Annotated in this window: 18 protein-coding genes; 11 read left to right on the forward strand and 7 right to left on the reverse strand. The window is 57.9% G+C overall.

Features of this window, described 5'->3' with window-relative positions:
- The first annotated feature begins 9 nt into the window (after positions 1–9).
- Genes ACR0J0_RS13135 through ACR0J0_RS13145 form a run of 3 tightly spaced genes read left to right on the forward strand, consistent with a single transcriptional unit; the run spans position 10 to position 3,097 of the window.
- Complete coding sequence (locus ACR0J0_RS13135; RefSeq protein WP_480664587.1) at positions 10–477, forward strand: tripartite tricarboxylate transporter TctB family protein; 468 nt, start codon at positions 10–12, stop codon at positions 475–477.
- A 6-nt stretch (positions 478–483) separates the two neighbouring features.
- A complete protein-coding gene (locus tag ACR0J0_RS13140; protein ID WP_480664588.1) occupies positions 484–1,998 on the forward strand; it encodes a tripartite tricarboxylate transporter permease in 1,515 nt (504 codons plus the stop codon).
- Complete coding sequence (locus ACR0J0_RS13145) at positions 1,991–3,097, forward strand: lyase family protein (protein WP_480664589.1); 1,107 nt, start codon at positions 1,991–1,993, stop codon at positions 3,095–3,097. Before ACR0J0_RS13140 ends, ACR0J0_RS13145 begins: the two co-directional genes overlap by 8 nt.
- A gap of 58 nt (positions 3,098–3,155) precedes the next feature.
- Here the strand turns inward: ACR0J0_RS13145 and ACR0J0_RS13150 are convergent, their stop codons facing one another.
- Together ACR0J0_RS13150 and ACR0J0_RS13155 are read right to left on the reverse strand one after the other, a co-directional pair.
- Positions 3,156–4,706: a class I adenylate-forming enzyme family protein gene (locus tag ACR0J0_RS13150; RefSeq protein WP_480664590.1), complete on the reverse strand. Its 1,551-nt coding sequence runs from the start codon at positions 4,704–4,706 to the stop codon at positions 3,156–3,158.
- Between the two features lie 110 nt (positions 4,707–4,816).
- Complete coding sequence (locus ACR0J0_RS13155) at positions 4,817–5,314, reverse strand: flavin reductase family protein (RefSeq protein ID WP_480664591.1); 498 nt, start codon at positions 5,312–5,314, stop codon at positions 4,817–4,819.
- A 186-nt stretch (positions 5,315–5,500) separates the two neighbouring features.
- Between ACR0J0_RS13155 and ACR0J0_RS13160 the strand changes: the two genes are divergently transcribed.
- Entirely contained in the window at positions 5,501–6,940 is a 1,440-nt protein-coding gene (locus ACR0J0_RS13160; protein WP_480664592.1) for a coniferyl aldehyde dehydrogenase, read from the forward strand.
- Positions 6,941–7,040: 100 nt separating this feature from the next.
- Here the strand turns inward: ACR0J0_RS13160 and ACR0J0_RS13165 are convergent, their stop codons facing one another.
- The 5 genes from ACR0J0_RS13165 to ACR0J0_RS13185 form a co-directional block, all read right to left on the reverse strand.
- Positions 7,041–7,742, reverse strand: coding sequence for an ABC transporter ATP-binding protein (locus tag ACR0J0_RS13165; protein ID WP_480664593.1), 702 nt, complete (start codon positions 7,740–7,742; stop codon positions 7,041–7,043).
- Positions 7,742–8,506, reverse strand: a complete 765-nt coding sequence (locus tag ACR0J0_RS13170) for an ABC transporter ATP-binding protein (RefSeq protein WP_480664594.1) — start codon at positions 8,504–8,506, stop codon at positions 7,742–7,744. Before ACR0J0_RS13170 ends, ACR0J0_RS13165 begins: the two co-directional genes overlap by 1 nt.
- On the reverse strand, positions 8,503–9,789 hold the full coding sequence (locus tag ACR0J0_RS13175; protein ID WP_480664595.1) for a branched-chain amino acid ABC transporter permease: 1,287 nt from the start codon (positions 9,787–9,789) through the stop codon (positions 8,503–8,505). The genes ACR0J0_RS13170 and ACR0J0_RS13175 overlap by 4 nt, the downstream gene beginning before the upstream one ends.
- Positions 9,786–10,742, reverse strand: coding sequence for a branched-chain amino acid ABC transporter permease (locus tag ACR0J0_RS13180; protein WP_480664596.1), 957 nt, complete (start codon positions 10,740–10,742; stop codon positions 9,786–9,788). Before ACR0J0_RS13180 ends, ACR0J0_RS13175 begins: the two co-directional genes overlap by 4 nt.
- An 80-nt stretch (positions 10,743–10,822) precedes the next feature.
- Positions 10,823–12,067 carry a branched-chain amino acid ABC transporter substrate-binding protein gene (locus ACR0J0_RS13185; protein ID WP_480664597.1) on the reverse strand — a complete coding sequence of 415 codons (1,245 nt, stop codon included), beginning with the start codon at positions 12,065–12,067 and terminating at the stop codon, positions 10,823–10,825.
- Between the two features lie 377 nt (positions 12,068–12,444).
- Between ACR0J0_RS13185 and ACR0J0_RS13190 the strand changes: the two genes are divergently transcribed.
- The 7 genes from ACR0J0_RS13190 (at position 12,445) to ACR0J0_RS13220 (ending at position 20,829) form a co-directional block, all read left to right on the forward strand.
- Positions 12,445–13,278: an FAD binding domain-containing protein gene (locus tag ACR0J0_RS13190; protein ID WP_480664598.1), complete on the forward strand. Its 834-nt coding sequence runs from the start codon at positions 12,445–12,447 to the stop codon at positions 13,276–13,278.
- Entirely contained in the window at positions 13,271–16,021 is a 2,751-nt protein-coding gene (locus ACR0J0_RS13195) for a molybdopterin-dependent oxidoreductase (RefSeq protein WP_480664599.1), read from the forward strand. The genes ACR0J0_RS13190 and ACR0J0_RS13195 overlap by 8 nt, the downstream gene beginning before the upstream one ends.
- Positions 16,011–17,504, forward strand: coding sequence for a 6-hydroxynicotinate reductase (locus ACR0J0_RS13200; protein WP_480664600.1), 1,494 nt, complete (start codon positions 16,011–16,013; stop codon positions 17,502–17,504). The genes ACR0J0_RS13195 and ACR0J0_RS13200 overlap by 11 nt, the downstream gene beginning before the upstream one ends.
- 6 nt (positions 17,505–17,510) lie before the next feature.
- A complete protein-coding gene (locus ACR0J0_RS13205; protein ID WP_480664601.1) occupies positions 17,511–18,374 on the forward strand; it encodes a UPF0280 family protein in 864 nt (287 codons plus the stop codon).
- A complete protein-coding gene (locus tag ACR0J0_RS13210) occupies positions 18,367–18,948 on the forward strand; it encodes an amino acid synthesis family protein (RefSeq protein ID WP_480664602.1) in 582 nt (193 codons plus the stop codon). Before ACR0J0_RS13205 ends, ACR0J0_RS13210 begins: the two co-directional genes overlap by 8 nt.
- Positions 18,945–19,526, forward strand: a complete 582-nt coding sequence (locus ACR0J0_RS13215) for an amino acid synthesis family protein (protein WP_480664603.1) — start codon at positions 18,945–18,947, stop codon at positions 19,524–19,526. The genes ACR0J0_RS13210 and ACR0J0_RS13215 overlap by 4 nt, the downstream gene beginning before the upstream one ends.
- 88 nt (positions 19,527–19,614) lie before the next feature.
- Positions 19,615–20,829, forward strand: a complete 1,215-nt coding sequence (locus ACR0J0_RS13220) for an ABC transporter substrate-binding protein (RefSeq protein ID WP_480664604.1) — start codon at positions 19,615–19,617, stop codon at positions 20,827–20,829.
- The last annotated feature ends 19 nt before the right edge of the window (positions 20,830–20,848 follow it).

Genomic DNA, 20,848 nt, shown 5'->3' on the forward strand with positions numbered 1-20,848 from the left:
AGGATCGACATGCGCGCCTATGCAGAAGGCCTTGTGCTAGCCCTCATCTCTATCATTGCCATCTGGGGTGCCTGGCAAGTGCCCGCAGCGTCACCGGGGGATACCTGGGCAGGCATCGTGCCATTCTCAGCGTCCATCGCATTGTTGTTTCTTTCCGGCCTGCTGTTGTTGGGTGCCGCACGTCAAACAGCCGACGGCACCAGCCAGACGCAAGACCACGGGGCAACGCTTCAAATCATCGGCCTGTTCATCATCGCCTTGATCTATCAGCAGTCCTTCCGCTGGTTTGGCTACCTGCTGCCGACGGCGATTGCCGCGCCGATCGTTCTGTACTTTTTCGGCGTGCGCAACTGGATCGGGCTGGCGGTGTCCGTGGTGCTATGCCCGCTGATCTTCCACCTCATCTTTTTTATCCTGCTTGGCGTGTTCCCGCCGTACGGCGAGGTCTTTGACCTGCTCAACTGGATACAGGGGTAAATCGTCATGGAAATTTTTCCCGCACTTCTTTCGGTGATCACCGACCCCTCGCTGCTTTTTGCAATTGTGCTGGCCGCAGTCGTGGGCATGGTGGTCGGGGCCACACCCGGGCTGACCGCGTCGGCAGCGATTGCGATGCTGCTGCCCATCACCTTTTACATGTCGCCAATCTTTGCGCTCGCATTCCTGTACGTGATCGGAAAATCCGGCCGGTACGGCGGCTCAATCGCTGCTATTCTGTTCAATACGCCCGGAACAGCAGCCAGCGCCGCAACGCAGATTGACGGCTATCCATTGGCCCGGGCCGGCAAGGCCGGCAAAGCGATGAAAGTCGCGACGATTTCTTCCATCATCGGAGACCTGATGGGTGACATCATGTTAGTCGTCGGAGTCGGATTCATTGCGGCCATCGCCCTTAAACTTGGCCCGCCGGAAACTTTTGCGATCTACTTTGCAGCCTTCGTGGTCATCGGATCGGTTATCGGCAACTCAATCGTTAAGGGGTTGGCGTCTGCGTTGCTGGGTATTCTGATCGCCATGGTAGGCCTCGACCCGATCTCCAGCGAGGAACGGTATACCTTTGGTTCATTTGAACTGTCGAACGGCATCGGGCTTGTCCCGCTGATGATTGGCGTCTTTGTTCTGGGCGAAGTCTTTGCCCAATTGGAATCGCGCCGTAAGGCAACCAGCGAAACCAAAGAGAATGAAAGCAGCGAAAACGGCAACAGCCTGACCTGGGAAGAATACAAACCTTGCTTACCGCACGCATTCCGAGGTGGCTTTATCGGCGCTGGCATCGGCGTTCTGCCGGGCCTCGGGTCCGCGATCGCTGCGTTCATCTCATACGGCGAAGGCAAGCGCCGGGCCAAGAACCCCGAGATGTGGGGCAAGGGCGCGCTGGAAGGCGTCGCAGCCCCCGAAGCCGCCAACAACGCGGTGTCCGGCCCTTCGATGGCACCGCTTCTGACGCTCGGCATTCCGGGTTCGACCATCGGGGCGATTCTGCTGGGTGTTTTCCTGATCCACGGCATTCAGGTCGGTCCGACCCTGTTCCTGACGGATAAGGAGCTGGTCTATAAACTGTTTGCCTGTGGTATGCTGGGTATTCTGGCCTATGGCCTAATCGGATACTTCGGCGCCACTCAGGTTGCGCGCCTGATCCTGAAGATCCCGACCAATGTCCTGTATCCGCTGATCTTCCTGACCTCGTTCGTCGCAGCTTATTCAGCGCGCGGATCAATGTTCGACGTCACTGTCATGACCTGCGCAGGCTTTGCCGGCTGGCTGATGCGGAAGTACGACTTTAACGTTGCGGCCTTCGTGATCTCGTTCGTTCTGGCAAAAGGCGCGGAAGAGACCTTCCGCCAGTCGCTACTGATGTCCGATGGCGGCGCGTTGATCTTCGTCGAACGCCCGATCGCTCTGGCCTTCCTGGTCATCGGCGCAGGGGCTATCGCCTTCCGCATCCGGGGGATCATGAAGGAGCGCAAAATCGCAAAAGGAGAGCTGGAAGATGCTTGAGCACTCTCTTTACCGCGACTGCTTTTCCAGCGCTGACATGCGGTCCGTCTGGTCACAACACGCCACGATCTCGGCCTGGCTAAAGGTTGAACAGACACTGGCGCGCCATCAGGCGCTGGAGAACCTGATCCCGCAACAGACCGCTGACGCGCTCGACGCGATTTCGGTCTGCGACCTGGACACAGAACGCCTGCACGAAGACATGATACATGTTGGGCGCCCGATCGTCGGTCTCGTCGAACAACTCAGAAGGCAGGTAGGCGATCAGGCGACGAGCGTTCACTACCAGGCGACAACGCAGGACATCATGGACACGGCGCTGGCGCTGCAAATGAAGATCGGGCTGGAACACATCCAGACCGGACTGGTAAGGTTGACCGCCGCTATCGGACTGCAGATCGACGAACTTGGTGACACTGTCATGATGGGGCGCACCAACGGCCAACACGCAGTTCCCATTCGTGCTGGCACCAAGTTGACGGTTTGGAAAGTCGAGCTGCAGCGGCGCGCACAAGCGCTTGAAGAGGCGGCGGCGCGAGGCCTGAACGTTCAGATTGGCGGCCCTGTCGGCGATCTTCGAGGATACGAAAATGGAACAGGTCATCGGATCAAGGAAGGCGTCGCCGCCACGTTGGGTCTGAATGTCATACAGCCCCATTGGCAAAACGCCCGCGACGGCATTGCCGACATTGTCGGCGCGCTTGGGGGTCTGTGCGCGACGCTGTGCAAAATCTCTCATAACGTCAATCTGCTGTCATCCTCGGACATATTAGAATGGTCCGAGGTATCTACCGCAGGCAAGGGTGCGTCGTCTGCCATGGCTCATAAAAAAAACCAGCGCGCATCCGAATTTGGTGAAGCCGTCGCCCGGCTTGGCCGGCAGCGGGCCGAGCAGATCGGCGAATTCACAACCCATCAGCATGAACGCTCGGGCGGGATGTGGATTGGCGAATGGATTGTCGTGCCCGAGACCTTTTTGCTGACTTCGGGCGCACTGTCCTGGGTCGAGACCATCTTTGCCAATCTGATACTGGATACAGACGCCATGGCGCGCAAAGTCTCGAACTTTGACCATGCTGCGGCGGCAAACCCGCACTAAGTCCGTCAAAACACTTCCCTGACCACAGCGCACACAGGCACCCGGTCAGGGAGTTTTCTCAGGCAGCGCCGCTGTGGCTGGCGCGACTGCAGATGTCGATGATCTCACGCTTTTGAATTTTTCCAGTCGGCCCTTTGGGCAGCGCGTCCCAGATTTCGATTTCCTTCGGAATTTTGAAGTTGGCGATTTTGCCGCGACAGTATTCGCGCAATTCTGCCCCGCTGACAGGCGCATCGGAATTCAGGGTCACAACGGCATGTATCCGATCCCCCCATTTCGGATCGGGCAAACCGAACACGCTCACCTCGTCGACCGCTTCATGCTCGGCCAGGCAGTTTTCGACCTCAACAGGGAACACGTTGTACCCGCCAGACTTAATGCGGAATTTGGCCCGGTCTTTTAGGTGAACATAGCCCTCAGCATCAATCACAGCGATATCCCCGGTACGCAACCAACCATCGCGCACGGTTTCCGAGTATTCCACCGCTTGGTTCCAATACCCGGGTATCACATAGGGTGAGTGGATCAGTAGTTCACCCGCCACTCCGCTGGGCAGGTCATTGCCTTGCTCATCCACAACACGGACGTCCACGTAGTACAGGGGCCGACCTGCGCTCTCCAGACAGTTGTGCCCTTCTTTCAATGCGCGCTCGTGATCTGTTGCCGTCAACATCATCCCCATTCCCATCAGTTCGGTCGTCCCGAACATCTGCAGGAACTTGCACCCAAACGCCTTGAGCGCCTCGCGCACCGTGGCCGGCGGAATCGGGGCCGAGCCATAGCCGAGTTGCCGGATCGACGAACAATTGTATTGTGTGATCAGTCCCGATGACAAAAGATCGTTCAGCATAGTCGGCACCAGTACGCAGATCGTGGCCTGTTCCCGGTCGATCAGTTTCAGGGCCGTCTCGGCATTCCACTCGCCGATAATGGCGCATTTGGTGCCGTGGAACATGTTGCGCAGCAGGTGAATGATCGGAACGCCCGAGGCTGGCATCGCGTGCAACCAGACATCGTCCGGACCCGCACCTTCGGCCAGGGCGATTACGCCCATCGACTCGATCATCAACGCGTGGGGATAGATCGCGCCCTTTGGCAAACCGGTTGAACCGGTCGTGTAACAGATCATCAGTTGCTCATGCGGTGTATGAGCGAAACGTCCGCGATCAGCGGCCGCTGCGATCAGTGTTTCATAGTCCCGCTCCAGTTCATGCTGCGAACCGACACCCACAAGTGCAGGCTGGCGGTCACTGAACTTCAAGGCGTCCTGAGCGATCGCGACCTTCGAGTCCTGAACGAACAGCACATCCAAACCCGCATCGTCTATCAGCGCTCCGATCTCTCGCGGTGCCAGGCGATAGTTCAAACCCACTCGGATCGCGCCTGCCTTGGCGCAGGCTCCGATGGTTTCAGCCACTTCGATGCAGTCGGGCAGGATGACCCCAACCCGATCTCCTTTGCGGACACCCAAAGAACGCAACGCATGCGCCAGCGCATCAGTGCGCTTGCCAAGGGCACGCCAGCTGCGTCGGCGATCCAGTTCTACATATGCATCCCGATCCCCAAAACGGTCTGCGTTTCGGTCAATCAGCTGGCCGAGTGTCGCCATTTCTATCTCCTCCCGGGCATCATCACACCACGTCCGTGAAATGTCGCCCAAATGTTATTTGGTCGTGAAACCTGTCTGTTCACGGCGAGTGCGTCGCCACAAATCCAGTGTCAGCTCTCAAGCGGGGTGAGTTTGTGGAACCCTTTGCGCCCGTATATCAGCGCCGATTTTTCGGGGTTCAGGTGAACCTTTTTCACCAAGCCAAAGAACACCGCATGTGTCTTTGTGTTGGCCCAGTTGTCGACCACGCATTCAAAAGACACAACGGCCTCTTGCAACACGGGCAGACCAAAATCGCCTTGGATCCAGGTTCCCGCCGCCTGAAACTGTTTTTCCTTGTCCATTTTCGATGAAAAGGCACCGACAACGTCAGTCATGTCATCGGGCACAAGGTTCACGGCGAATTTCCGGCTGTCCATGACAACACCATAGGTTCGGGCGGTTCGGTTGATACAGACCAGCAACGCGGGCGGATCTGCGGTCAGCGAACACACCGCCGTTGCCGCCATACCGGCGCGCGCGCCTTCGAAACTGGACGTGATGATTGTGGTTGAGGCCGCAAGTAACTGCATGCCGGTCTTGAACCTGTCTTCGGTGGTCAGGGTCATTCTGCGCTCTTGCTTATTAGTGAACGATCACTTACCTTTCATATTGCCGGGCAGATGTCAACGTGAACTTGGCGGCCCGGCAATAAAGAACCAAAAGCCCTGCCCTTGCGACCAAGGGTTCAAAACAGGCACACAGATCAACAGGAAGGCGGTTGCACACCGCAGGACAACCGCAGGAGACGCACAGTGAATCAACATAGCCCCAACACAGTCGAGGGCCTTTCAACTCTTCTGGAAACGCAAAAGTCCCACCGGGCAGATCATGGCACACCGAATGCGGCTGAACGCAAGGAACGTATCACGCGCCTAATCGATTTGGTTTTGGATAACCGCGACGCCATGGTGGATACGATTTCGGCCGATTTCGGCAATCGGTCGAAACACGAGACGATCACGGCAGATATAGTTGGAACGGTAAAACAGCTGAAATTCGCACGGGACAATCTCGATCGCTGGATGCGCCCCGAGAAGGCCAAGATCGAGTTTCCCCTTGGGCTGCTGGGCGCGCGTGGTCACATTCAGTACCAGCCGCTGGGCGTAATCGGCATCGTCAGCCCCTGGAACTTTCCAATCTATCTGGCCATTGGCCCGATGGGCGAAGCCTTTGCTGCAGGCAACTCGGTCATGCTGAAGCCATCCGAATTCACGCCCCGCACGTCCGGCCTGCTGAAATCACTGATCGAAATGAATTTTGCCCCGCATGAAGCCGTTGTTGCAACCGGCGGCGTCGATGTCGCACAAGCATTCACCGTCCTGCCGTTCGATCATCTGCTTTTCACCGGAGCCAGCACAATCGGGCCTCAAGTGTTGCGAGCAGCGGCTGAACACATGGTCCCGACGACACTGGAACTGGGCGGCAAGAACCCAGCCATCATCGCCCCAAGCGCAGATATGGACCTGTCAGTTGCCCGCATCGCGGCTGGCAAGGTTTTCAATGCAGGTCAGGTCTGTCTTGCGCCAGACTACGTTTTGGTCCCGCGCGCAAAGATGGAAGACTTTGCAACCGCGCTGGCGACAAAGATCGCCGAAGCCTACCCGACCCTGTCCGGTAACCCGGATGTCACCCATATCGTGACCGACCGCCAGTTTGACCGCCTCAAGAACCTTGTCGCGCAGGCGCGCTCGGCCGGTGCGCGCATCACGCAGGTCAATCCCGCGAACGAGGATTTCTCGGCCACTAACGAGAAAATCTTACCGCCGACTCTGATCATCGACGCCGACCCTGACCTGGACGTCATGCAGGACGAGATTTTTGGGCCAATACTGCCAATCCTGCCCTATGACTCGCTGGATCAGGCCATAGCATTCGCGAATGCGCGCCCGCGCCCGCTTGCGGCCTATGTTTTCGCCAAGGATGCGAACGAGCAGCAAAAGGTGATGGAGAGCACAATTTCCGGCGGCGCGTGCGTCAATGACACCATCATGCACTCGACCCAAAACACTCTGCCATTTGGCGGCGTCGGAAACAGTGGCATGGGTGCATACCATGGCCACCACGGATTCAAACGGTTCAGCCATGCAAAGGCCGTTTACAAACAGATCAACATGGACGGCGTCTTCAAAGCCGTACGCCCACCCTATGGTGAGAAGTTCTTCAAGACGATGGCGCCGTTCCTGAAGAAGTAATTGGCCTCATAAAAAGGGAACTCCAAGTTTTGGAGCTCCCTTTACCCACTTCTGCCTGTCTCTACGCCAGTAACGCCGATTGACGCACAATAGAGTGGCCTCAGACCTCCAGCCATTCCTTGCGGATATCGTCATTTTCGCGCAGCGCTTGCGGAGTTCCTTCGTAGACCATGTGCCCATGCCCCATCACATAGACGCGGTTGGTCACCCTCAATGCGATGGTCAGCTTTTGCTCGACCAGCAGGATTGAAACGCCTCGCTCGGCGATCTGCAGCAGCAAATCCCCCACCTGCTCGACAATCTTCGGCGCCAGCCCTTCGGTCGGCTCGTCGATCATGATGAAGTCGGGATCACCCATCAACGCGCGGCATATGGTCAGCATTTGCTTCTCACCGCCTGACATGACCGAGGCATCCACATCCGCACGGTTGCGCAGGTTTGGGAACAACTCGAACATATCCTCCATGCACCAACGTCCGTCGCCATCTTTTTGGCCAGGCTTCAGCCCAAGCATCAGGTTCTGCCGCGTTGTGAGGCCAGGAAAGATATCCCGGTTCTCGGGCACATAGCCGATCCCGGCCTTTGCGATCTCAAAGCTTTTGCGGCCCGCGATCTCTTTGCCGCGGAACTGGATCGACCCGTGCGGCGCAACCTCGCCCATGATCGCCTTGCAGGTAGTGGAACGCCCCACACCGTTGCGACCCAGAAGCGAGACAATCTCGCCCTCACCCACCTTAAGATTCACACCCTGCAGAATGTGGCTTTTGCCGTAATAGGCGTGCAAGTCTTTGACGAGAAGCATCACACTGCCTCCTCTTCCAAACTCGCGCCCAAGTAAGCTTCTTTCACCTTTGCCGAGGATCGAACAACGTCCGGCGTGTTGGATTCGATTACTTCGCCGTAGACCAGAACCGAAATCTTGTCGGCCAGATCGAATATCACGCCCATATCATGCTCTACGATCAACAGAGTTTTGTCCTCGGTTACCTTGCGGATCAGATCGACGATCAGATCAGTTTCCGAATGGCTCATCCCGGCGCAGGGTTCGTCCAGCAGGATGATGTCAGCGCCCCCGGCAATCGTGATCCCGATCTCTAGCGCGCGCTGTTCCGCATAGGCCAGAGTACCCGCCAGTTCATTCCGGCGTTGGCTCAGATTGATCTGGGCCAGGATTTCGTCAGCCTTTTCCGTTACATCCTGTTGCCGCCAAACCATGTGCCAGAAGGAATACCGATACCCCATGGTCCACAACAGACCACAGCGAATGTTTTCGAATACGGTCATGTTGGGAAAAATGTTGGTGATCTGGAAAGACCGACTGAGGCCCCTGCGATTGATCTCGAAAGGTTTCATGCCAGTCACTTCCTCGCCATGCAGGAAAATCCCGCCCGACGTCGGCGCAAACCGACCGGTGATCAGATTGAACAGGGTCGATTTCCCGGCCCCGTTCGGACCAATGACGGCGTGGCGTTCGCCCTTAGCGATTTGCAAGTTCACCCCCTGGATAATCTTGGCAAGACCAAAGCTTTTCTCAAGTTTTCTCAGCTCGATGGCGGGCGCATTCATGCCTGACCCTCCGCGTGATTTGCATTATCCCAAGCGGCCCGAATTTCTGGCAACACGCGAGACACGAGGAAAAGGGATATCGCGGCGATGACTACGGCCATGCCGATGGCATGATAGCCGCTGCTGTCAAAGGCGATTCCGTAAAGCTCCATCTCATGATCGCCGCCGTAACCGTGGCGCTTATGAAACAGGATCTCCAGTGTGGCCGCCAGCGACAGAACACTAGTAATGGAGGGGATTGCCACCTTAAGATACGGCTTGATCAGCAGGTGCAGCTTACCCAGTGAAAACGGGCGGCGGTGCATTGCGATCAGCCCGGCGAACCCTGATGGGAAGAACATCACACAAGCGACAAACAAGATGCCCAGATACAGCGCCCAAAGCTCGGTATGCAGGCCAAGGACGGTTTGCAGCAACGTGAACACCACCGCTCCGATGATCGGCCCTACAAAGAACCCGGCCCCACCGATGAATGTAATCAGCAGTATTGATCCCGAAGTCGCAAGGTTCAGATTCTCTTCCGTCAGGATTTCAAAGTTGATCGCAAACAACGACCCGGCGACGCCAGCGAAGAACCCTGAGGCGCAGAAGGAAATCCAACGAACGTTGCGTTGCGAATAGCCCAGAAACTCTGCTCGTTCCTCGTTGTCACGCACCGCGTTGGCGATCCGCCCGATTGGCGTGCGCGAGAACAGATACATCAGCAAAGTCGCTACAAGCAGCCAGAAGATGGTCAGGTAGTAAACCTCTTGCTGAGTAAGGAATTCATACCCGAATACAGGCGGACCCATGGTGCGGTCGCCCGAGATACCCTCTTCACCACCAAAGAACACGACGATTATCACCGAGCAGGCGGCGATAAGTTCTCCAACGCCCAAAGAGATCATGGCGAAAACCGTACCCGCCCGGCGGGTCGAGAAGCTGCCGATCAGGAATGCAAAAACCAGACCGAACAAACCGCCGACAATCGGCAAAAGGGGCAAGGGAAGCCACAATCCGCCCTCGACCATGTTCATGACGTGCATGGCAAAGAATCCACCCAGCCCCATATAGACCGCGTGGCCAAAGGACAGCATACCGCCCTGCCCCAGCAGCATATTATAGCTGAGCGCGAACACGATGGTGATCGCCATCTGGTTCATGATCGTCAGCGCCGAGCTGGTTTGGAACACCAGCGGCAGGCACAGCAGAAACAAGGCAGCAAAGGCCCAGGGTATCGCATTCGACAACGAAACCAGCCGCGCCGTACCTGCTGTCAGGGGAGTCTTACTTGCGATACTCATGATTCACGGTTCCCCATAAGACCCTGCGGTCGCAGGACGAGCACGATGATCATCAGAAGATACGGCAGGATCGGACCCAGTTGAGGCAGCGTCAGCGTCCACAGGTCCTGCAGAGGATGATCCCAGATCATTTCCGGCTTGGTAAAACCGATGGCGGTCAACACCTGTTCGGCAGTGATGTCATAGGCGGTGGCAAAGGTTTGCATCCACCCGATGATCAGAGATGCGACCAAAGCACCCCAAAGCGACCCCAGGCCACCGATCACGATGGTGACGAAAACGATGGAGCCAAGTTGCACGGCCATTCCGGGAAAAACACCTAGAACAGGACCGGCGATCACGCCCGCCAGACCGGCCATCGCGGTGCCGACGCCAAAGACGCACATAAACACCAGCGGCACGTTGTGGCCCAGGTTTTGCACGGTTTCGGGATAGCTGAGCGCGGCCTGGATGGTCATGCCGATCCGGGTCTTGGTCAGGATGTACAGCAACGTCAGGAAGATCCCCATCGCCACGGCAATCATTAACACCTTGTAGGCAGGAAAGGCATTTCCGGCGATGGCGAAGGCCGCGAAATCTAGTGCTTCGGGCTCAGAGAATGGAAGTTGGCTTTTTCCCCAAAAGAACTGAACCGTTTCTTCGATCAGCAGGGCCAGACCGAATGTAAAGATCAGTTCCGGCACATGTCCGTATTTGTGGACACGTCTTAACCCGTACCGTTCGACCACGGCCCCTATAACTCCGACGATAAGTGGCGCGATCAGCAGGCCGGCCCAGAACCCGGTCACAAGACTGATTTGATAGGCGAAATAGGCACCCAGCATATAAAAACTGGCATGGGCAAAATTCAGAACGCCCATCATGGAAAAGATCAGTGTCAGACCGCTGCACAGCATGAACAGCAACAATCCGGTCACAAACCCATCCAACACGTTCACGAGGAACAGCGCCATTGCTTGTCTCCCTGCATTGATTGAGTGGTAGCCTGCTGGCCCGCCCGGATTTCAGGCGGACCACCAGAGTGGTTAGGGGTTTATGGGCGCTTCATCTCGCAAGTGGTGGCCGAGTCATTGGACGCCAATTCAACAACCGTCTCTGCAACCATACCACGGCCAGATTTGTCATATTCGAACGCGGCCTCTGGCGTCTGGCCCTGCACTGTCACGGTCTGGATAGTTTGGTGATCGCTTTCACGCATCACGGTCTTGCCGGTGACGATACTGTCGTACTCCATCCCCTCAAGAGCGTAGGCAATGGCCTTGATGTCAGTGGCGTTGCCAACCTCGTTGATCGCAGCTGCCAACATTGGCGCGACATTGGCCATTTGCGGCTGCCCAAAGTCCAGATCAGGGAAGCTCTCGTAGAATGCAGCGACAAACTCCTGCGCTTCGGGCGTTGCTGGCGGGTTCACTTGCCCGGCACCGACCAGCTTGACGATGCCGTCGCCTTCTTCACCGAAGGCCGCCGTGATGCCCGAGGTCGCGCCGTAGTAGGTGTAGATCGGCTTGTTAAAGCCGGCCCCCATGACCGCCTTGCCCAGACCGACCATGTCTCCGCCCCAGTTGCCGGTGATCACGGCATCCGCGCCAGAGCCGACGATCTTGCGCGCGTAGGGCGTGAAATCCTTTACCTTGCCGATCGGGTGCAGCTCATTCCCCACGATTTCGATATCCGGGCGCTTTTCCTTGAGGAAACGCTGCGCAGCCGCGGCGACGGCCTTACCAAAGGAATAGTCCTGGCCAATTACATAGACCTTCTTGATATCCGGGTTGGCCGAAATGTCATCGGTCAGCGCGTCCATCTTGATATCGGCATTGGCGTCGAAGCGGAAATGCCAGAACTGGCACTTGTCATTGGTCAACGCCGGATCAGCGGCCGAGTGATTGAGGAAGATGACCGGGTCATCCGGGTTGCGGCGATTGTGTTTGGCAACGGCCTCGGTCAACGCATTGGCAACACCGGACGACGCGCCTTGCGCAATGATGCGGATCCCCTGATCCATGGCGACTTGCAGCTGAATCAGCGATTCCTTTGCACTGATCTTGTTGTCGAAGGGCACCATCTCAAACTCTGCCTGCCCATCCAGAAGCGCGCCGGGTTCGTTAACCAGTTCTTTGACGCTGTGACGATAGATCGCCAAGCCCTGCGTTCCAGTTGTGGCAAACGGCCCAGACAGCGGATCGATGAATGCGATTCGCACTTTCTCCTGTGCTGCTGCGGCGCCCGCAGTCAAACCAGCGGCAAGTGCGGTCGCCATCATCAAATTGAACTTATTCATTTCTTCCTCCCTGTTGACAGCAGGCGGTAGGTTTCAGCCTGTCCAAAGATCCACACATAGGTGAGTGATCGATCACTATATTCATTTCTACTTGTTAGTGTGTCAACGAATTACTGATGAATTTTAAAACTTCTGATCCGTCGGGGGCTGGTTTCGAAAAAGCGCTGAAAATTAACTCATTCCTATGAGGTCGCAGTCGCCAAATCCTATTTTGCCTCTGAAAACAAAAAGAAAAAACAAACTGAACAGCATTCAAGCCACAGACTGAATCCACCACAACCATCACTCAAAAACCGCACAAACAAATCGTTGACATTTTTTTCATCACGTAATATCATTAGTGTACTAACGAGAAAATTCTCATCAGGACAGACACTTTGCGGTATCTCTCACCCTGCACGCTCGACGACGCGTTTAAATTGTTGGCCACCCAAGACCTGACGGTTGTCGCTGGCGGAACTGATTTCTTTCCGTCTCGGCAGCGTCATGAACTGCACACTGACATATTGGACGTGACTCGGATCGCTGGTCTTTCAGGTGTCACCCTTACGAAAAACCGCTGGAAAATCGGAGCCGCGACAAACTGGACCGATATCGTCCGGGCCGACCTGCCAGCTGCGTTTCGGGGGCTGCAAATGGCGGCACGGGAAGTCGGCAGCCTGCAAATCCAAAACAGCGGCACGATTGCAGGAAACCTGTGCAACGCGTCGCCCGCAGCTGATGGGGTACCCCCGCTTCTTACATTGGAAGCCAGCGTTGAACTTGGGTCAACCCACGGCCTTAGAGAAGTGCCGCTGTCAGAGTTCATCACGGGTGTGCGTCAGACAGCACGGACCAGCGACGAGATCGTAACAGCCGTCTATCTACCCCATCCTCCCAGCGGGGCCGTCGGGCATTTCGAAAAACTCGGCGCGCGGCGGTACCTGGTCATCTCGATCACAATGACATCGGCAGTCATCGGTCTCGATGAAAACCGCCGGATCAACTACGCACGGATCGCGGTGGGTGCTGCATCGGCCGTAGCGCAGCGGCTGGAAAATCTCGAAGCTGACCTGATCGGCAAATCCCCTGACGCCGTCGAAATTTCGCCAGATCACCTGGCGCCGCTCAGCCCGATCGATGACGTCCGCGGAGACGCCGGATACCGCTTGGATGCCGTGGCGGAGCAATGCGTCCGCGCAATAAGGGAGGCGGGCCAAAGCCATGGATAAGCGCGCAGACGAAGTCACAACCGAATTCACTCTGAACGGAACCCCGGTCAGCGCCGCGCCGCGCGTAGGCGAACGCCTGTCTGAAATGCTACGAGAGCGGTTGGCGGCCCGGGACGTCAAGATCGGCTGCAATGCGGGCGATTGTGGGGCCTGCACGGTGCTCGTTGACGGCGATCCGGTCTGCGCATGCCTAGTGCCCGCGCAGCAGGTTGCCGGACGGGTGGTAGAGACGGTTGCCGGACTGACACAAGCAGATCAGATCGCGGCCCGTCTGGCAGAAAGTTTTCAGAACCACGGGGCAGCGCAGTGTGGCATCTGCACGCCCGGCATGATGACCGCAGCGGTTGCGTTGCTGCGTGAGACACCAGAACCAAACACCGAACAGGTTCAGGATGCCCTTGGCGGCGTTCTGTGTCGCTGCACCGGCTATCGCAAGATCATCGACGCTGTCGTCGCCGCTGGCACAGTTCATCAACACGGTACGATAACCGGGCATGCGGGCGATGCCATCCGACGCGTTGACGGGCCGGACAAGGTTACGGGTGCCGAACTGTTCGGTGATGACGTGGCTCCGGCTGGCACGCTGGAAATTCTCGTGATCCGCTCACCGTATCATCGGGCAGGGTTCACTTTTGGCAATCTAAAGGCGTGGGTCAGCGCCACCCCGGGAATTGAACTGGTTCTGACGGCCGCCGACATTCCCGGCCGAAACGTGTTCGGCGTTATCCCCGATTTCGCGGACCAACCCGTGTTTGCTGAAACCGAAGCCCGATTCCGCGGCGAGGCGGTGGCCGCATTTGTCGGATTGCCCGAGGTTCTCGCGACCTTCGATCCCTCCAGTTTCCCTGTAACCTGGGAGGAACGGCCCGCCGTACTGGAATCCCTCGAAGCCATGACACCCGAGGCGGCGCAACTGCATCAGGATCGCGATGAAAATGTCATGTGCGGAGGGTTTGTAAAATGCGGCGACCCTGAAGGGGCGCTGGCCGACGCGGATGTCGTTGTCGAAGGTCGTTTTCGTTCCGGTTTTGTCGAACATGGATACATCGAACCCGAAGCCGGTTTCGCTGAAATCGTAAATGGCCGGGTTGAGGTACATGCCTGCACGCAGGCACCGGTGATGGATCTGGATGCACTTGAGATCATTCTGGGCATGCCCCGTGATCAGATCCGGATTGTACCAACCGGTGTTGGCGGCGGTTTCGGCTCCAAACTGGATATCTCAGTACAACCCTATCTGGCGCTCGCAGCGCTCAGAACCGGCAAGCCGGTGCGGTTGACCTATTCGCGGACCGAGTCGATGCAATCCACCACAAAACGCCACCCCTCTGATCTGCGGGTCAGGATCGGCGCGGCCAGGGACGGTCGGATCAGCGGTATGACCTTCGATGGACTATTCAATACGGGCGCTTACGCCAGCTGGGGTCCGACCGTGGCCAACCGAGTGCCGGTTCATGCCTCGGGTCCGTACAAAATCACCGACTACCGAGCGGAAGCCAAAGGCATCCACACGCATTGCCCGCCGTCCGGAGCTTTCCGCGGCTTCGGGGTTCCTCAGTCGGCCATCGCTCAGGAAAGCCTGTTTGATGAGCTTGCGGACAAGCTTGGCATCGATCCGCTCGATTTCCGCATCCACAATGCGCTGGATAACGGTGTGCCGACAGTCTGCGGGCAGGTCTTCGATCAGGGCGTTGGAATTCGCGCCTGCCTTGAGGCGCTGCGCCCATCATGGGCCAGCGAAAACGCGGCGGCCACGGCATTCAACGCGGAAAACGACACGCTCAAGCGCGGTGTCGGGTTGGCGGCCGGGTGGTATGGGTGCGGCAACACCTCGTTGCCGAACCCCTCGACCATCAAATCCGGCGTTCGGTCGGACGGCACTTTGGTCCTTCACCAAGGGGCAATGGATATCGGCCAAGGCGCAAACACGGTCATCACTCAGATTTTTGCTACGGCGGTCGGCGTTCCGGTGTCGCAGATTGAACTGATTGGTGCTGACACGGATGTTACACCCGACGCGGGCAAAACCTCGGCTTCGCGCCAAACCTATGTCTCAGGCAGTGCCGCGCGTCTTTCGGGCGAGGCACTGCGCGCACAGATCCTGTCGCGCGTCAATGCCGGTCCCGAGGCGGTGATTTCGCTGAACGCAGGCACAATAGGTGTGGACGACAAAGGTCAGAAGCACTCCATCGACCTGACCGCTCTGGCACCCGATGCCGAAGGTTACGTCCTGCGCGCCGAGGAAACCTATGATCCGCCCACAAAACCGCTGGACAAAAACGGTCAGGGGGTCCCCTACGCTCAGTTCGGCTATGCCGCGCATCTGGCGGTGGTCGAAGTGGATATGAAGCTTGGGACGGTGAAGCCCATCAAATTCGTGGCGGCACATGACGTCGGTAAGGCGATCAATCCGATGCTGGTCGAAGGTCAGGTTCAGGGCGGGATTGCCCAAGGCTTGGGTATGGCGCTAATGGAGGAATACCTTCCGGGGCGCACTGAGAACCTGCACGACTACCTGATCCCGACCATCGGTGACATCCCTCCGATCGAAACCCTCATCATCGAAGAAGAGGATGCCCACGGCCCCTATGGTGCCAAAGGTTTGGGTGAGCACGTTCTGATCCCGACCGCACCGGCCCTTTTCAACGCAATCAAACGCGCCTGTGGCGTTCGGCTGACCCAGGGTCCGGCCACGCCCGCAAAACTGCGCGCAGCAATCAAGGAACTTACAGATGGCAACTGAGCGCACGACACCGGAGAAAATCCGCTGCGACGCCTGCCCGGTGATGTGTTACATCGCAGATGGCAAGGCCGGGGCTTGCGACCGCTATGCCAACCTCGGCGGTGATCTGGTCCGACTGGATGCGCTTACCATCATCGAAAGCGCGGAAGACACGCGTCTTGTTCCATTCCTGAAAGATGGCAAAGACCCCGAAGACTGGGACGGCGACATCGTGCAGGGCAAGAGGCCCTTTGTGACCGCCGTTGGCGCGGGCACCACCTATCCCGATTACAAACCAGCGCCGTTTATCGTCAGTCAGGACGTGAAGGGCGTTGATATGGTCACCGTCGTGACCGAGGGGATTTTCTCGTATTGCGGTGTCAAAGTGAAGATCGACACGGACCGCCATATCGGCCATGAGCGCGACGTTGTTCGTGTGGATGGGGAACCGGTCGGGCATGTGATGACTTCGGAATATGGCTCGAAAATGTTGTCTCTGGGTGGGGTGGAACACCTGACCGGCGGCACCAAGAAAGAAGGCCGTATCACCTGTGACGCCTTGCTGCGCCTGTGCAATCGCGAAGCCGTAGAGATGGTGATTGGTGACGAAGGGCATGAGACAACTGTCGTCGTGCAAGCGGGCAAGGCCCCCATCATCAACGGGGTCGAGGAAAAGCTGATGCGCGTGGGCTGCGGCTCGGCCACCATTGGCATGTTCGCCAAGCAATGGGTCGATCATGTGGACGACGTCGTGGTCGTCGATGACCACATCACCGGCGTATTGTCCGAGCACCAGGCTGGCAAAATGCTGGATGTCAAACCTACGGGGATCAAAATTAATGGGCGGCGATCAACACCGGGCCGCTATTTTCAAGTGGCTGAACCCGGCACCGGTTGGGGCGGCACCGACATTGAAGACCCTTTGAAAATCCTTGGCGATTTCAACCCGAAATTCGCCCGTGAAGGCATGAGTCTTCTCATGGTTTCCACCACCGGTGAACAATATGGCTATTTCGAGTTGGACGCGGACCTGAAACCGCACTCGGCCGTGGTTCCACCCGCACTCAAAGCCTCTGCTGAATTGATCGCCGAGAATTGCGAACCGTCGGTTTGCTCGGTTCTGTTCATGGGCGGCGCGGGCGGCAGCCTGCGGGCCGGTGTCACGGAAAACCCAGTGCGGCTAACGAAATCCGTCAAGGACTCGCTGACCTTTGTGTCCTGTGGCGGGGCTGAAGCGTATGTCTGGCCGGGCGGCGGCATCACCGTGATGGTGGATGTCATGGACATGCCCACCGGGTCGTTCGGATACGTTCCCACCCCGGCGCTGGTCGCCCCCATCGAGTTCACGATGCGCGTCAGTGACTACAGCACGTTGGGCGGGCACATGAACGAAATCAAGCCGGTCTCGGAAGTCGTCTCGGATGAAACCCGCAAGGTGGACCAGTTCGAAAACCAGCCTGATCCGATGTCATCGACCAATTACCGCTGGGCGAAAGGAGCTTAACCGTAGATGCAGCCCGTGTCCGCCATATTACCCTGTGGTCGCAGATTGCACCTGCAACACGGCCCGATCGACCTTATAGTCGAGGCAGAGGGCGCGCGGGACATTGCTTTTGAAGCTGCGCGAACTCGGTTCCAGACCATCCTGCAGGGCTTGGTGGATGAACTTACGCTGTTGAAGACACCAATGACCCAAAATGGACCGCGACCTCAAGGGTTGGTAGCCCTGCGCATGGATGCGGCGGCACGTCCCCACTCAGACGTGTTCGTCACCCCTATGGCAGCCGTTGCCGGAGCCGTCGCCGACGAAATCCTGACCACTATACAACGGGCCACACCTTTGGATCGCGCCTCGGTCAACAACGGCGGCGATATCGCCCTGTATTTGGGACACGATCAGACTTTTCGCATCGCCATGAGCGGGCTCGACGGGCGCGATCTGGGCCGCATTGCCATCAGTGCAGCGGACGGCATCGGAGGCATTGCCACATCTGGTCGCGGCGGACGCAGCCTGAGCCTGGGCATTGCTGACAGCGTAACGGTGCTGGCACAAAATGCCGCGATGGCGGATGTGGCGGCGACGCTGATAGCCAACGCAGTGGACCTCCCAGGACATCCCGCAATTCGTCGCACGCCCGCCAATCAATTGAGCGACGACAGCGACTTGGGTGAAATGCTCATTCCAGTTTCCGTGGACCAACTCTCGCCGAAAGACACCCAAAATGCCCTGTTGCGCGGCCTAAACACTGCCAAACACATGCAAGCGCGGGGATTGATCACCGCCGCCCACCTGTCGCTTGGCCACCAATCCTGCCAAACCGGAGCATCCCGGTTGGTGACATCCTCCACTCAAAAGGTTCCTGAATATGCCTGAAGTTCAACTGCGGAAAAAACTGTTTTCGCTTGAAGAAATCTACCATGAAGGAGGACCTCTGTCCGACACGCCGCTGGTAAGGGTGGCGGCCCTGGCTGTGATCGCCAACCCGTTTGCAGGCCGGTATGAACCTGAGATTCAGGGCTTCATGGAAGATCTCAAACCGCTCGGACTGGAATTGGCGCAGACTCTGATCGACATGCTGGGCGGTCCGGAAAACGTCGAGGGTTACGGTAAGGGCTCATTGGTCGGCGAAGGCGGAGAGCTGGAGCACGGCGCGCTGTGGCATGCCCCCGGCGGTTATGCGATGCGGCAGCTGCTGGGCACGGCCAACGCCATTGTGCCATCGTCCAAGAAAGTCGGCGGCGTCGGGGCACGGCTGGACGTCCCAATTACACATATCAACGCCTCATACGTGCGCAGCCATTTCGACAGCATGGAGGTCGGCTGCAACGACGCCCCCCGCGCAAGCGAACTGGCTTTTGCACTGGTCATGACAACCGGTCCACGCGTGCATTCACGCTCGGGCGGGCTTGAGGCCTGGGATATCAAAGGAGAGGACGGGTTAAGATGACAAAGATCCGCAAGATCGCAGTCAATGTCGAGGAAACACATATCGAGGCAGGTCGTCAGATCTCGCCCGCGACGCGTAAGGCCGTAGCGGTTGCAGTGATCGAAAACCCCTTTGCCGGTCAATATGTTGAGGACCTGACACCGTTGATGGACACCGGTGCAGAGCTGGGGGCCCTGCTGGGCCGCCGCTGTGTCGAAGCGCTTAACATCACGCCAGAACAGGCTGAAAGTTATGGCAAATCAGCCATGGTCGGAGAGAATGGCGAGCTGGAACATGCGGCAGCAATTCTGCACCCAAAACTGGGCGCGCCGCTGCGCAAAGAGGTAGAGAAAGGAGCCGCGCTGGTGCCCTCATCGAAAAAGATGGGCAGCCCCGGACAAGTGCTCGACGTGCCCTTGGGGCACAAGGACGCGGCCTATGTCCGCAGCCATTTCGACGGGATTGAAGTGCAATTGAACGACGCGCCCCGCGCAAATGAAATCATGGTGGCCGTGGCGGTCACAGACAGCGGTCGACCACTGCCGCGCGTGGGTGGGCTGACAAGCGCGGAGGCAGAAGGCAAAGACGGGTTGCGCTAAATGCTGCAACTGCACTGTAAAGGGCTGACAATACATTAAGAAGCCAGGATAACTGGCCGTGAACAATGATCATTGGGAGGAAGTTGACATGAATCTGATCAGACGCACGGTACTGGGCGCGCTTGCCGCGTTGCCCCTGGCCGGTTTGACGGCCGGGTCCAGCCTGGCTCAGGACACGATCGTGTTGGGTGAGGTGAACAGTTACACCCGCCTGCCCGCATTTACCGAGCCTTACAAAAAAGGCTGGCAGTTGGCAGTCGAACAGATCAACGCCGCAGGCGGGATCAACGGCAAACAGCTTGAGGTGATCAGCCGCGACGATACCGGCGACCCGGCGACGGCGATCCGCATCGCCGAAGAGCTGGTCTCGAAGGACGGGGCCGTTCTGATCTTTGGCACGTTCCTTTCCAATATCGGTCTGGCGGTTTCCGATTTCGCCAAGCAGAAGAAGGTCCTGTTCCTCGCCTCCGAGCCTCTGTCCGACGCCATCGTCTGGTCGAAGGGCAATAAGTACACTTATCGCCTGCGCCCCTCGACCCATATGCAGGCTGCCATGCTGGCCGAACAGGCAGCCAAGCTGGACGCTGTGAAATGGGCTACGGTCGCGCCGAACTATGCCTACGGGCAGGATGCGGTGAAGGCGTTCAAGGCGGAACTGACTAAACTGCGTCCCGACGTGGAATTTGTCGAGGAACAGTGGCCGCCGGTCTTCAAGATTGACGCTGGTTCCACCGTTCGCGCGCTTGAGGCCGCGAAGCCTGATGCAATCTACAACGTCACCTTTGGTGGCGACCTCGCGAAATTCGTCCGTGAAGGTTCCCTGCGCTTCCTATTCGAAGATCGAGACGTAGCCTCGCTGCTGACGGGCGAGCCCGAGTATCTTGACCCTCTGGGAGCTGAAGCGCCCGAGGGTTGGATCGTCACCGGTTATCCCTCGACCGACATCGAAACGGACGACCACAAAGCGTTTGCGGATGCCTATATCGAGAAGTTCGGCGAAGCGCCCAAAACAGGTTCGATCGTCGGCTACAACTCGATCTTGGCCATTGCCGCAGCGCTGGAAAAGGCGGGTTCCACGGATACCGACGCTCTGCTGGCGGCAATGGAGGGCTTGTCCGTCGAGAACAGCCCGACCGGCCCCTTCACCTTCCGCGCCGCTGACCACCAGTCCACAATGGGGGCTTATGTCGGCAAGACCGGCATGGTTGACGGAAAACCGTCCATGGTCGACTGGGCCTATGCAGACGGGGCGGATTACCTTCCCAGCGAAGATGAAGCAGCGGCCTTGCGTCCGGCAGAATAAACCGGTTCTGGCGGGGCAA

The sequence above is a fragment of the Ruegeria sp. BF12 genome, assembly GCF_056538705.1.

Bases quoted from the DNA above. Each gene is read 5' to 3' on its own strand.
- ACR0J0_RS13135 (WP_480664587.1), top strand. From the start codon at position 10: ATGCGCGCCTATGCAGAAGGCCTTGTGCTAGCCCTCATCTCTATCATT.
- ACR0J0_RS13140 (WP_480664588.1), top strand. From the start codon at position 484: ATGGAAATTTTTCCCGCACTTCTTTCGGTGATCACCGACCCCTCGCTG.
- ACR0J0_RS13145 (WP_480664589.1), top strand. From the start codon at position 1,991: ATGCTTGAGCACTCTCTTTACCGCGACTGCTTTTCCAGCGCTGACATG.
- ACR0J0_RS13150 (WP_480664590.1), bottom strand. From the start codon at position 4,706: ATGGCGACACTCGGCCAGCTGATTGACCGAAACGCAGACCGTTTTGGG.
- ACR0J0_RS13155 (WP_480664591.1), bottom strand. From the start codon at position 5,314: ATGACCCTGACCACCGAAGACAGGTTCAAGACCGGCATGCAGTTACTT.
- ACR0J0_RS13165 (WP_480664593.1), bottom strand. From the start codon at position 7,742: ATGCTTCTCGTCAAAGACTTGCACGCCTATTACGGCAAAAGCCACATT.
- ACR0J0_RS13170 (WP_480664594.1), bottom strand. From the start codon at position 8,506: ATGAATGCGCCCGCCATCGAGCTGAGAAAACTTGAGAAAAGCTTTGGT.
- ACR0J0_RS13175 (WP_480664595.1), bottom strand. From the start codon at position 9,789: ATGAGTATCGCAAGTAAGACTCCCCTGACAGCAGGTACGGCGCGGCTG.
- ACR0J0_RS13180 (WP_480664596.1), bottom strand. From the start codon at position 10,742: ATGGCGCTGTTCCTCGTGAACGTGTTGGATGGGTTTGTGACCGGATTG.
- ACR0J0_RS13185 (WP_480664597.1), bottom strand. From the start codon at position 12,067: ATGAATAAGTTCAATTTGATGATGGCGACCGCACTTGCCGCTGGTTTG.
- ACR0J0_RS13195 (WP_480664599.1), top strand. From the start codon at position 13,271: ATGGATAAGCGCGCAGACGAAGTCACAACCGAATTCACTCTGAACGGA.
- ACR0J0_RS13200 (WP_480664600.1), top strand. From the start codon at position 16,011: ATGGCAACTGAGCGCACGACACCGGAGAAAATCCGCTGCGACGCCTGC.
- ACR0J0_RS13205 (WP_480664601.1), top strand. From the start codon at position 17,511: ATGCAGCCCGTGTCCGCCATATTACCCTGTGGTCGCAGATTGCACCTG.
- ACR0J0_RS13210 (WP_480664602.1), top strand. From the start codon at position 18,367: ATGCCTGAAGTTCAACTGCGGAAAAAACTGTTTTCGCTTGAAGAAATC.
- ACR0J0_RS13215 (WP_480664603.1), top strand. From the start codon at position 18,945: ATGACAAAGATCCGCAAGATCGCAGTCAATGTCGAGGAAACACATATC.
- ACR0J0_RS13220 (WP_480664604.1), top strand. From the start codon at position 19,615: ATGAATCTGATCAGACGCACGGTACTGGGCGCGCTTGCCGCGTTGCCC.